We start from the raw sequence: 12130 nt of genomic DNA on the forward strand, positions 1-12130 counted from the left end.
CGTAGTCATGGCATGTTTCCGTTAGGTGCCCGCGCGTTCCTGGACGAGTAGGTGTCCGCACGTTCCTGTACGAGCTCCCCCGGAACCGTCCCGCACCCGCCCGCCCCAGCCCGCCGCACCCGTGCGGCCCGGCGGACGTCCGCCCGAAGGGGCTCAGCGAAGTGCGGGCCGAAGGGGCAATGAGGTGCTTGCGCGGACGCACGCACGCCGCACGCCGGGCCGCTGTAGTGGGATGCCGGGTATCGCTCAGGGGAGGAACGTCACCGCCGGAAAGGCAGGCGACGGCCCGTCGAGGAGGTGTCCCTGCCGATGGCGCAGATGTGCGTCGAAGAACGCGAGCGGGTACGCCTGTTGGATTTTTACGGCCTGGTCGGGGTCGAGAGTGCCGATCACCTTCTGGAGCTGCTGCTCGCTCCATCCCCTCACCTTCGCCACCTGGGGGAACAGCGCCTCGTTGTCGCCGTAGGAGATGTGGACGGCGCCCTCGGCCCGGATGTTCAGCCGCCAGCCCCGCAGGTGCGACCAGAACGCGGCGGCCTCGGGGTCCGCGGCCCGGGTGAACTCGGCGGACATCATCATGAAGGGCCGGTCCAGGTCGCCGGCCAGCGGGGGGTTCATCTGCATCAGGCCGTCGAGGCTCAGCCCGGCCCGGATACGATCGTCCGCGAGCATGGCGCACGCGGTGGCCGTTCCACCCTTCGACCAGCCGAACGCGCCTATACGCCGCGGGTCGAGGGAGCCGAGCAGCCCGGCCGGCAGTTCGCGCTGGGCCAGGTCCGGATTGCGGCCGGCGGCAAGCTGCTCGACGCAGTCCAGGACGAAGCGCAGGTCAGCGGCGAAATCCCCCGGCAGCGTCGGCGCCTTTTGGTCGCGGAGCGGGACGGCGACCCGGCCGTCGGGGAACTCGGTGTACGTGTCGTATTGATGAGCCACCGTCACAGCTGCGTATCCGTGGCTGGCGAGCTCCTGGACCATGAGGGTGTGGTCGCCCTGGTGGCTGTGCGCGCCGTGCGAGAACACCACGACGGGCAGCCGTCGGCCCAACTGCCGCACGGGAGCGCAGACATGGCCAGAAGTGAGCGGAGCCAGGGGGATCAGGTCGCTGAATCCCTGATCGGTGAGGAACGCCTCAAGAGCGCCGTCCGGCATCCAGGGTGCCGGCGGATGGCACTCGACGTTCCGGGCCGGGTACCAAACGGTGGCCATCAGCTCGCGGAAACGCCCCGCACCTGCGACGTCGTCGGGGCGCGACCGGTCGATCAGGTGCAGTTGAACCATGCCCACCGGGTACGGGCCGTTGGGCACGGGCAGCGTGAGCCGTTTCGGGGCGGGCTCCGCACCCGGGTCCGCCCACGCGGGACCGGCGACGGCGGCAAGCGGCACGGCAGCCCCAGCGGCCAGCGCCGCTCCCAGCATGCGCCGACGCGTCATGCTTGTCCGGGCAGTGAACGGCGTGGTGGTCATGGGTCCTCCGGAATCACGGGGATCGTGCCGCGACGGTGGGTCCGTGGGCACGCGGAACATTGCCACGGTCCCCTGCTGTGCGGCATCACCCCACGGATTTACGTCCTGAGACGTACGCCAACGACGGTGTCTCCCGCCCAGTGCCGATCGGCGGCCGCCTCGTCGCGCCGGTCTCCTGAGGTGTGACATGGGACGGTCAGGGTCAGGGTCGGGACGAGTTGGACGACGGGCGCGCGGTCGGCGTCCGGGTGGCGTCGGGTGCGCTGAACTGCATGGACGTCGCGCGGAGCAATGTCGTACAGTCCGCTGGCGTCCGCACGGGCGGGGTGCGCTGACCTGGGGGGTCGTGACATGTCTGCTTCATCATCAAGGGCCAATGAGTCCGGTGAAGTCGAGGGGGAGGATTGGGTCAAGGGATTCGAGACGTATGCCGGGTTCGACGCCGCCGGCGGGCCGTCCCGCACGGCCGTCACGCCCGGGGTGCCTCGCTTCCGTTCGATGCGTGGGCTGGCAGCGGCCGTCACGGTATTGCTCGTGCTGGCGACTGCGGCGGCCGTGTACGGGGTCTTCGCGGACGTGAACGTCTTCCGCCTCTCGGGCCGGACGATGCCCTCCACGGGATTCGACGCGACACAGTGGGGTGAAGTCGATGCTGCCCGGGGCCCGGAATACGCGGCGTCTCAGCTGCGGCTGTGGGCCACGGTTGTCACGGCCGCCTTCTTCATCGCCTGGTTCCACCGCGCCCGGACGAACACCGAGGCCTTCGACCCGGGCGCGTGCGCCACGGGCCCGGGGTGGGCCATCGGGGCCTGGTTCGTGCCGCTCGTGAACTTCGTCATGCCCTGGCTGATCGCACGTGACATGACGCGCGCCTGCGTCAGGCCGGATCCCGCGTACGCGGGGCGCAAGGCGCCGCTAGCGCTGCTGAACGCGTGGTGGATCGTTTGGGTCTCATCGAAGGTCCTGACTCTGATCGGCTCACGCCTGCCCGCAGCAGATGATGAGACGGCCACGGCACACCAGACGGCCGGCGTGTTGATCGGCGTCGACGTGCTCACCCTCGCGGCCGCTCTCCTTGCGATCCTCTACGTGCGTCAGCTGTCCGGGCTGCAACAGCGGGCGTACGCGGGGGTTACGGCCGCGAAGCCGACGGGGCGGCCTTTGGGGGAGCGGCCGGCCTGAGTGCCGAACGCGACCCTGCCGCACGCGATCCTGCCGCACGGCGTAGGCGTAACGGCCGCCCCACCTTCAGCGTGTGTCAAGAGGTCGGAAACCGGTCCTTGAACGAGTGCAGGTCGGCCACGGCGAGGGTTTGCTGGGCGTGATGCGCTTCAAAGGTGCCCACGCGGCGAAAGCCGAGTCGCGTGGCGAGCTTGAGGGAGCGCTCGTTGGCTGTCTGGAACACCACCAGAACGGGCTGGTCGGGCAGTTCGGCGGCGGCGGCCCTCAGCACCGCCGTGGCTGCCTCGAATGCCAGCCCCGCACCCCAACTCCCGCGCCGAAGCAGGTAGGTCAACTCCAGCTCCCCGCCTCCCTTGTTGATGTGTCCGGGTAGGTCGGGGGAGCGGCGGTCGAGTACGAGTGTGCCGATGCATCGGTCCGTTTTCTCGTGGGCGGTGACGTAGGTACCGGGCTTGCCCGCGATAGCGGTGGTGCCGTACGCGTCGAAGTACTGTTGGACGACGCTTCGGGGCCGTGGGCCGCCCAGGTGGGTACGGACCTGTGGATCGGTCTGGAGATCGATGAGGCCGTCGATGTCGGCGTCGTGCGCTTTCCGCAGCCGGAGACGATCAGTGATGATCTCAGTGGCGGAGAGTGTGGGTAAGGCGTTCATGAGGTTCAGTGTCCTGGCTCACGGGGCCGAGCCCGGACCGGGTGCGGGTGGCTTCATGAAGCCACCCGCACCCGGTCCGCAACCAGGCCAGAAACCGCCGACGGGCATCGGGGCTCTGGGCGACCGTCCGCAGTCGCTCACCGAAGGGCCGGCCGAGCCGGGGGCGAGAAACCCGGTGGGCGGATCCCGACAAAACCGGGTACCGTCTTGGTCATGTTCTTCCAGACGCCGATTTACGAGTGAGCGCGTGACGGGCACCCGCTGACGTCCTTGGACATCGCCGTGCCCGTCCCCCACCGATGAATCCGTAGATCACTCCACATCATTACCGGAGCACTCGTGACCGTGAGCAAGAACATCAACAACCCCGTGGGCATGGGCGGCGGCCAGCGAAAGAGGCTGTCCCGCGCCGAGCGGCAGAACAACGGGCCGCACCGCAACCTCGACCGTCAGGGCGCCGCCGACCAGAAGGCGGAGCTGGTGCGCAAGATGCGCGAGAAGACCGGCGCGGCCGACAACGCTGAGCAGACGAGCGACGGCGACGACACCGCACAGAGCTGACACACCCCCGCCGCGAGGCGGGCACCGTACAGGACAGCTGGGCCCGGGCCGCGACGCGCGGCCCGGGCCCAGCTGTCCTATCTGGCGCGGCCGGCGCCGCTCAGCCCCGGTCGCCCCCGGGGCTCGGCCGACGACCACCGGGGAACCCCTACTGGGCGGTCGTGGGCCGTTTCGCCCCGGCGGCTCGGCCTGCGAGAGTGTGGCCATGAGTGACGTTGTGATCCGTAGGGCAGAGGTTGATGACGCGCCCGCGCTGGCGGCCATGCGCTGGCGGTTCAAGGTGGAGGACGGTGGAGATGAAACACCCCGGGGCGAGGAGGAGTTCACCGCCGAGTGCGAGCGGTGGCTGCGTTCCCGGATGATCGGGCCGTGGCGGGTCTGGGTCGCGGAAGTGGGCGGCCGGCCCTGCGGTCATGTGTTCGTGTGTCTGGTGGAGAAGGTTCCGAGCCCCTACCCGGACTCCGAAGCCCTCGGCTACGTGACGAACTTCTACGTCGTCCCCGAGCAGCGCAATCGCGGTCTGGGCAAGGCTCTGCTCGACGAAGTGACCGGCTATGCGCACGCTCACGGCCTGGATACGTTGATCGTGTGGCCGTCCGAGCGCAGTGCGCCGCTGTACCGGCGCTGCGGATTCGACGGACCGGACGAACTCCTCGAACAGCCCATCGCGCCCAGCTGAGCGAAGTTCTCGCTGTCACGCGCGGACGATGCGAGGGCGCCACAGTTCGCCCCGCAGCGTCCGGATGTGTCGGTTGCTCCGTAGCTCAGCGACGCCGAGCCGGCAGCGCTGGCGATATGTGCAGGTGGTGCAGGTGATGCTCGGCTTCACTCAAAGGCCCGCTGGCCGGGTCATGCCGATGCCCATCTCCGCCACCTCGTTCCCCTCTGCCCCGGCATCCCGGTTACAACAAGCGGTTGGCGCAAGGCCGTCGACCTTATTCTTGCGGAGCAACTACGTGTGAGCAGCGGACTCCATGACCGTCGCGTACGGACGCTCACCTGGCCCTCACCCGGCCCGGCCTTCCGGCCGCGTACGCGCTCACCGGGGCCGAGGCAGACGAGCGCGAAACCCTGTTCGACCTGCTGGCCGTCGAACCCCGTCGCATCACCGAACACCCAGGACAAACCCTGACCGACCGATTTCGACGGCCGCGCCCTCACCTACGCGCATGACATGCTTGGCCGGCTGGAGCGTCGCACCAACGCGGCCGGGGTAGGGGATCTGTCCGGACGCCCGGAGTCTGGCCCGCGCGCCCCGGCTTCTGCTGCGTCCCGGCAGTCGTCCCGTCCAGTCAACAGAAGGCGTCGTCCCGATGGTTTCGCGCTTCAAACGCCCCCGCGTCCTTGTCCTCGGTGTCGCGCTCTGCCTCGGCGCGGCGGGCGCCGTCTGGTACGCGTTGCCTCCGCACGGGGACCAGCCAGGACCGGTCACGATCCGGGTCGACCAGGGAGGCTACGGCAGCGCCGAGCAGAAGGTCGCCTTCGCGATGGGGCCGGACGACAAGCTGGCCGGGGCGCGCTTCGAAGTGGTCGACGACGCCGGGCGGGCCGTCCTCACCGGCGGCCCCGGGGCCCGTACCGGGGCGTGGAACGAGGCTTACGACTCGGTACGTACCCTCGACCTGTCCGGGCTCACCTCGCCCGGCACCTACCGGCTGCGCCTGACCGGCACCGCCGACGCCACTTCACCCCGCTTCACGGTGGCTCCCGCGAGCGAGCTGATGCGGAACCTGGCCGCTGACAACGTCCGCTTCTTCCAGGCGCAGCGCGACGGCGACCACATCGTCCCCGGCCCCCTCGGACGCAAACCCGCACACCTCACGGACGCTTCGGCGAGTGTTTACGCCGAGCCCCGGTACAACAAGGACGGCACCGAGCTGACCGCGCCGCTGCGGCGGGTCGGTGGTCCCGTCGATGTCGCGGGGGGCTGGTTCGACGCCGGGGACTATCTCAAGTTCACCCACACCGCCTCCTACGCGACGGACGAACTGCTGCTGGCGCAAAGGGCGTTGCCCGCCACCCCCGGGCTCGCGGCCGAAGCACAGCACGGGCTGGCCTGGCTCGACAAGATGTGGGACGGCCGCACTCGGACGCTGTACGCGCAGGTCGGCATAGGCGCCGGCACCAAGGACCTGCACAGCGACCACGACGTGTGGCGGCTGCCGGAAGCCGACGACGCGCTGCACGTGCGTCCCGGTGACCCGGACAACTTCGTCAAGTTCCGTCCGGTCTTCCGTGCCAACGAGCCCGGCGCGCCCATCAGCCCCAATCTCGCGGGGCGGGTCGCCGCGGCCTTCGCGTTGGCCGCGCAGACCGAAGCGGCTCATGATCCCGCCGGGGCCCGACAGTGGCTGGCGAAGGCCGCCGCCGTCTATGGTCAGGCCGACACCCATGACCCCGGCCACCTCGTCACCACGTTCCCGCACGCCTTCTACTCCGAGGACTCCTGGCAGGACGACATGGAGTTCGGGGCAGTCGAACTGGCCCTGGCCGCAAAGGCGTTGGGCGACGACCGCGCCGGAGACTGGCAGACTCAGGCAGCGAAATGGGCGCGTGCCTACCTGGCCTCGGACAACCTCGGCACACTCGGCATCTCCGACGTGAGTGCGCTGGCCCACGCGGACCTGCTGCGGCTGGGACCGTCGGAAGCCGTCGCCGCGGATCTGCGCCGCCAACTCGCCGACGGCGAGCGCCGCGCCGCGAAGGACCCCTTCCGCGCCGGCGCGGTCTACACGGACTTCGACGCCGTACCGCACACCTTCGGCCTGATGGCCACGGCCATCCTCTACGCGAAGGCGACCGGCGACCATCACTACGACGCCTTCGCCGGCCAGCAGCGCGGCTGGGCGCTGGGTGCCAATGCCTGGGGGACCAGCTTCATGATCGGTACGGGGGAACTGTTCCCGAACTGCCCTGCCCACCAGGTGGCGAACCTGGCGGGCAGCCTCACCGGCCGGGGCGCGGTGCTGCGTGGCGCGGTCGTCAACGGGCCCAACGGGGCCAAGAAACTCTCCGGAGACAATGACACCCTGGAGTCGACGCGTGCCTGCGAGGCGGGTACCGACGACTGGAAGCGGTTCGACGGCAAGGGCGCCCGTTACGTCGACCAGGTGGGGGCCTGGCAGACGGTCGAGCCCGCCGACGACTTCACCTCGACGGCCCTGCTCGCCTTCGCCCTCTCCGGGTCATAGAGGCACACCAGGCGGGTTTCGGCGGCCCGTTGCTGAGGCCCATCCCATCCGCCGGACCCGGGCCATGCCCGACAACACTCCTACGGATCCAGCCCCCACGTAGCCTTCCTCGTTCAGGTGCCAGGGATCGTCATGAGGGCCAGGGGTGTGGTGGTGGGTTGGTGGGAACCGCCCGCCGGCTCGATGGTGATGCCCATGCCGGACGCCTCGTCCACGTGACCGGAGAGCAGTACTGCCTCGGTGGCGTGGGCGGGGTCCATGAGGCCCGCCGATCGCATGGAGCCCGCGTCGGCGAACCAGAGTTGGTAGACCTTTCCCGCAGGCGGCCGGGGCAGGTGGGACGACAGGAACACGGCCTGGTTCCGGCTGCGGGCGACGACGAGGGCGCCGCGGGCGTCGCCGCCGAGGCTCACGTGCGTCGCCTTGGCGTCGGGCGCCGCCAGGACGTCGGCCAGTTGCTCGGCCCGGCGCTGGGCCGCTCGTGCCTGCTCCCGCGCCGTGTCGGCCTGCTGATGCTGCCAGGCGGCGACCGCGCCGAGCCCGACGGCCGCCGCGAGGCAGGCGGCGAGCGCGTACCGCGTCAGGGCGCGTCTGCGGCCGGTGCGCACCGAGGCGGGGAGCGGAGGCCCGGTGCGGGGGGCCTCCTGGCGTACGGCCCTGATCCTGCGCAGGACGTCGTCTTTGAGCGCCGGCGGGGGAGTGGTGGTCATGGCGAGTCCCAACCGGCCCGCCGTGGCGGCCAGTTCGCGCACCTCCTGGGTGCAGGGTCCGCATGCGGCCAGGTGACGCTCGAACTCCTCGCGTTCGTCGGCAAAGAGCGCGTTCAGTGCGTAGGCACCGGTCAGCGTGTGCAGATCGGCGCTGGTCACGCGGTCACCCCCAGGCAGTCGCGCAGACGGATGAGGCCGTCTCGCAGGCGAGTTTTGATGGTGCCGAGCGGCACGGACAGCAGTTCGCCGACTTCGCGGTAGGTCAGGCCCCGGTAGTAGGCGAGGGTGACCGACTCGCGCTGCAACTCCGTCAGGGTGCGCAGACAACGGCGTACCGACTCGCGTTCCAGCCGGGTCTCCACCTCATCACTCACCTGGTCGAAGTCGGGGGTCCGGGCGAGCAGCGCGGCTTTGTTGTCCCGCTCGGCCGAGGCCTGCGCCGAGCGGACCCGGTCCACGGCCCGGCGGTGCGCGAGGGTGAGGACCCAGTTCATGACGCCTCCTCGCTCGGGCTCGTACCGGGCGGCCGTACGCCACACGTCGACGAGGACTTCTTGGGCCACTTCCTCGGACTGGGCCGGATCGCGCAGGACACCGCGCACCAGGCCGAAGACGGGCCCGATGACCGCGTCGTACAGCGAGGAGAACGCCTGCTCGTCACCACGCGCGGACCTGGCCAGGAGCTCGGCCAGATCGGGACCGACCTGACGTACTCCGCCGATGTGCACGGTTTCTTTCACCCGCTGATCCTCCCGGAGCTCGTGTCTGCGCGGGTGATTCGGAGCCGGAGCGGCGTCGGATTGCCGCGAACGCTCCGTGGTTTCGGTTTCGGTTTCGGATCCGAGCCCGATCGCCTTGCCGCCGAGGAACCGGCCGAGGGGGAGGAGAGGGGTCGAGGGGCCCGTGCGTTCGTGCCGACAGTGCCAGGCGCCGAACGGCTCAGGTGCCCGATCGTGACGACCGCCCCCGCGTGTGGCCGCGCCGCAGCGTGGCGTGAGTAGTCCTGTGGCCGCAGGGCAAACCGCCTCTCACCTGGGGTTTCGCCCCGCCGGGGCCCTTCCATGCTCCGTCAGCCGCGAGCGCGGCGTAACTCCTTGGGACGAGTGGCCAATCCCATGGCCCATCGGTTCCGAATAGGAGCCGTGATGAACATTCGCAGCAGAGGGACAGGGATCCGCCTTCCGCTCGCAGCCCTGTCCGGACTGCTGGCCGGTCTCCTCGCTCTGGCCGTCGCCGAGTTGGTCTCCGCGGCGGTCCGCCCGGAGTCGGGTCCGGTGATCGCGGTGGGCGGGGCGGCCATCGACCGCACGCCGCCCGCGTTGAAGGACTGGGCGATCCGCCACTTCGGGACCGACGACAAACTCGTCCTCCAGCTGGGCATTCTCGCGGTTCTCGCCCTGCTGGCCCTGGCGCTGGGTGTGCTGGCGCTGCGCTTTCGCCGTGCTGGGGCCGCCGGTGTGCTGCTGTTCGGCGTCCTGGGCGCGCTGGCCGCGACCAGCCGTCCGGACTCGTCAAGTGCCGCTGACGCACTGCCGTCCGTGGTCGGCTCCCTGGCCGGAGCGGTGCTGCTGTACGTGTTGGTGGGACGCTTGACCGCTCCGGCGCACAGCATGGCCGGACCTGGCGGTGGGGCGCCCGAACCCGGCGGCGCGGTGGCCGGCCGGTCCCCGGCTCCCGGGCAGCGGGATGGCTGGGACCGGCGCGGGTTCGTGGTCGCGGCCAGTGCTGCCGGCGCCGCCTCGGTAGGGGCGGGGCTGCTGGGCAGGTCGCTGAACGGTTCCCGGGGCCGGGGAGCCGTGGCTTCCCGCGGCAGGGTGGTGATTCCGCCCCCTGCTTCGGCGGCTCGGCCGATTCCCGCCGAAGCGGTGCTGCACACCCCGGGCATCAGCCCCTTCGTCACGCCCACCACCGATTTCTACCGTGTCGACACCGCCCTGATCATCCCGAAGGTCGATGCCACGCATTGGCGGATGAGGATCCACGGGAAGGGCGTCAGCCGTCCTCTCACCCTCACGTTCCAGGATCTTTTGGCGCGCCCCTTGATCGAGCGGGATATCACGTTGGCCTGCGTCTCGAACGAGGTCGGCGGCCCGTACGTGGGGAACGCACGGTGGATCGGGGTGCCGCTGGCCGGTCTGCTCAAGGAGGCGGGGGTGCGGCCGCCGTCGCGGGGTGGCCCGGCCGACCAGCTGGTGGCGCGCTCGGTGGACGGCATGACGATCGGCACGCCGGTCGAGGACATCATGGACGGTCGCGACGCGCTGCTCGCGGTGGGTATGAACGGCGAACCTCTCCCGTTCGTGCACGGATTCCCGGTCCGCATGGTGGTTCCGGGTCTGTACGGCTACGTCTCCGCGTGCAAGTGGCTCCAGGACCTGGAGCTGACGACGTTCGACGCGTATGACTCGTACTGGGTCAAGCGGTCCTGGGCGAAGAAGGCGCCGATCAAGACCGAGTCCCGTATCGACACCCCGAAACCGTTCGCCCGCCCGAAAGCCGGGACGGTGATGATCGCAGGCGTGGCCTGGGCGCAGCACCGGGGGATCGACCGGGTCGAGGTACGGGTGGACGACGGCGCCTGGACGCGGGCCGACCTCGCCGCGGCGGACACCTCCGACACCTGGCGCCAGTGGTCCTTGCCCTGGAAGGCCACCCCCGGCGGTCACACCTTGACGGTCCGGGCCACCGACCTCACCGGTCGGACACAGACCGAGGAGCGCACCCCGACCATCCCGGACGGCGCCAGCGGCTGGCACTCGGTGGTGATCACCGTGGACTGACCCCTCTGTGGTGAAAGCCAACCTGCCGGCTCACTTCTGTTGCGGCGCAGTACTCGCCGTACCCTCCCGCCCATTCCCAAGGAGAAGTCATGAACAACACCCCGCGTTTTCGTCGTGCCGCGATCGCCGTCACGGCTGCCGCCGTCCTGCCTCTGGCCCTGAGCGCGTGCGGAGGTGATGGCAGCAAGAAGGACAGCTCCGCGTCGTCGTCCGAGGCGTCCGCGCCGACGGGAGCCCAGTCGTCGAGTGGCAGCGACACATCGATGACCGACAGGCCGTTCGGCGCCGCGTGTGCGTCGGTGCCGAAGGACGGCGCGGGTTCGTTCGACGGCATGGCCAAGGACCCGGTCGCCACCGCCGCGTCGCACAACCCGGCCCTGTCCACGCTTGTCGCCGCGGTGAAGAAGGCCGGCCTGGTCGACACGCTCAACAACGCGCAGAACGTCACGGTGTTCGCGCCGACCAACGACGCGTTCGCGAAGATCCCCAAGGCCGACCTGGACAAGGTCCTCAACGACAAGGCCACCCTGACCAAGATCCTCACGTACCACGTGGTGGGTCAGAAGCTCACGCCGCAGCAACTGGAGAACGGCTCCTTCGACACACTGGAGAAGGGCAAGGTCACCACGTCCGGCTCCGGCACCGCGTACAAGGTCAATGACTCCGCCAACGTGGTCTGCGGCAACGTGCCGACCGCCAACGCCACCGTCTACATCATCGACACCGTGCTCATGCCGAAGTAGACACAAGCCCGCGGCCGAGGAGTCGGGCGGCCCCAAGTCCCGGAAAGTGCGCGCTGATTGGCGACGTTCACGCCGTCGAGAGGGGGCGCTCGGCCCCTTGGCTCTTGGCCCTCGTTCCCGGCTGGGTTCCAGCGGGCGGGGCTACTGGCCGCGCGCCGCCACCCCCTGGTCACCGCACCGCTCGGCCGGGCGGACTGCCTTGACGCCGCGTCAGTGGCGCCCGGGCGTGCGATTTCGGGCGTAGTGGCGGGCGGCCCGCACGCGGTCGCCGCAGCGCGTCGAACACCACTGCCGGGCGGCGTGGGTGCGCAGGAAGTAGCGGATGCAGCCAGGTGCCCCGCAGGCGGCGATCGACGCCGCCTCGCGGCCTGTGAGCAGGTCGACGGCGTTACGGGCGAGGCGGGTGAGGGCAGCGTCGACCGGAGTGCCGCTGGATGGCAGCGACTCTCGGCGGGGGCCTTGGGCCGGGTCGTCCCAACGCAGTTCCTCAGTGAACTGTGCCGCGTTGAGCGCGGCGTTGAGCTCGGCGAGCGCTGCCGCGTCGGGGAGTACGCCGTCGAGGTGTGCGGCGAGCAGCGTGCGTACGGTCTCGCGCAGGGAGCGGAGGCGGTCGGCGCTGCCCGGGTCCAGTGAAGTACGGGCCGGGAGCAGGCCGACGCCGGCCAGCCAGTCACCGGCAGCGGCGGTCTCTGCGAGGTCGTCGAATTCGCCGCTGGGTCGCATGGTCCGCGTATTGACGAGGCCGAGCGCGGGGTGGCGCTTTGCGCCCGGGGCGGACGGCAGCGGCAGCGGGTCGCTGGGGGTGGTTCCGGCGGGCGAAGTACTCACATCATCACGATACCTGTTG

The 12130-nt window shown here is 70.2% G+C and carries 11 protein-coding genes and 1 pseudogene; 7 read left to right on the forward strand and 5 right to left on the reverse strand.

Features of this window, described 5'->3' with window-relative positions:
- Window positions 1–246 precede the first annotated feature (246 nt).
- Window positions 247–1464, reverse strand: coding sequence for an alpha/beta hydrolase family protein (locus tag ABR738_RS36875; RefSeq protein ID WP_350234362.1), 1218 nt, complete (start codon window positions 1462–1464; stop codon window positions 247–249).
- Window positions 1465–1998: 534 nt separating this feature from the next.
- Here ABR738_RS36875 and ABR738_RS36880 point away from each other — a divergent pair.
- A complete protein-coding gene (locus ABR738_RS36880) occupies window positions 1999–2646 on the forward strand; it encodes a DUF4328 domain-containing protein (RefSeq protein WP_350234363.1) in 648 nt (215 codons plus the stop codon).
- A 76-nt stretch (window positions 2647–2722) separates the two neighbouring features.
- On the opposite strand, the gene ABR738_RS36885 is transcribed toward ABR738_RS36880, so the two are convergent.
- A complete protein-coding gene (locus ABR738_RS36885; protein ID WP_350234364.1) occupies window positions 2723–3298 on the reverse strand; it encodes a GNAT family N-acetyltransferase in 576 nt (191 codons plus the stop codon).
- A gap of 339 nt (window positions 3299–3637) precedes the next feature.
- Between ABR738_RS36885 and ABR738_RS36890 the strand changes: the two genes are divergently transcribed.
- From ABR738_RS36890 to ABR738_RS36900, 4 genes and pseudogenes are all read left to right on the forward strand, one after another.
- Window positions 3638–3859, forward strand: a complete 222-nt coding sequence (locus ABR738_RS36890) for a DUF6243 family protein (RefSeq protein WP_350234365.1) — start codon at window positions 3638–3640, stop codon at window positions 3857–3859.
- Window positions 3860–4064: 205 nt separating this feature from the next.
- Complete coding sequence (locus ABR738_RS36895) at window positions 4065–4538, forward strand: GNAT family N-acetyltransferase (RefSeq protein WP_350234366.1); 474 nt, start codon at window positions 4065–4067, stop codon at window positions 4536–4538.
- Window positions 4539–4662: 124 nt separating this feature from the next.
- Window positions 4663–4990, forward strand: a pseudogene (locus ABR738_RS37835) (IS982 family transposase); the annotation flags it as partial.
- A gap of 182 nt (window positions 4991–5172) precedes the next feature.
- Entirely contained in the window at window positions 5173–7050 is a 1878-nt protein-coding gene (locus ABR738_RS36900; protein ID WP_350234367.1) for a glycoside hydrolase family 9 protein, read from the forward strand.
- 113 nt (window positions 7051–7163) lie between these two features.
- Here ABR738_RS36900 and ABR738_RS36905 read toward each other — a convergent pair whose 3' ends face one another.
- Complete coding sequence (locus tag ABR738_RS36905) at window positions 7164–7919, reverse strand: anti-sigma factor (RefSeq protein ID WP_350234368.1); 756 nt, start codon at window positions 7917–7919, stop codon at window positions 7164–7166.
- A complete protein-coding gene (locus tag ABR738_RS36910; protein WP_350234370.1) occupies window positions 7916–8500 on the reverse strand; it encodes a sigma-70 family RNA polymerase sigma factor in 585 nt (194 codons plus the stop codon). The genes ABR738_RS36905 and ABR738_RS36910 overlap by 4 nt, the downstream gene beginning before the upstream one ends.
- Window positions 8501–8905: 405 nt before the next feature.
- Between ABR738_RS36910 and ABR738_RS36915 the strand changes: the two genes are divergently transcribed.
- Entirely contained in the window at window positions 8906–10540 is a 1635-nt protein-coding gene (locus ABR738_RS36915) for a molybdopterin-dependent oxidoreductase (protein ID WP_350234371.1), read from the forward strand.
- An 89-nt stretch (window positions 10541–10629) separates the two neighbouring features.
- Entirely contained in the window at window positions 10630–11283 is a 654-nt protein-coding gene (locus ABR738_RS36920; RefSeq protein ID WP_350234372.1) for a fasciclin domain-containing protein, read from the forward strand.
- Window positions 11284–11493: 210 nt separating this feature from the next.
- Here ABR738_RS36920 and ABR738_RS36925 read toward each other — a convergent pair whose 3' ends face one another.
- On the reverse strand, window positions 11494–12111 hold the full coding sequence (locus ABR738_RS36925) for a CGNR zinc finger domain-containing protein (RefSeq protein WP_350234373.1): 618 nt from the start codon (window positions 12109–12111) through the stop codon (window positions 11494–11496).
- Window positions 12112–12130 lie beyond the last annotated feature (19 nt).

This window comes from Streptomyces sp. Edi4 (genome assembly GCF_040253615.1).
GTDB lineage: Bacteria > Actinomycetota > Actinomycetes > Streptomycetales > Streptomycetaceae > Streptomyces.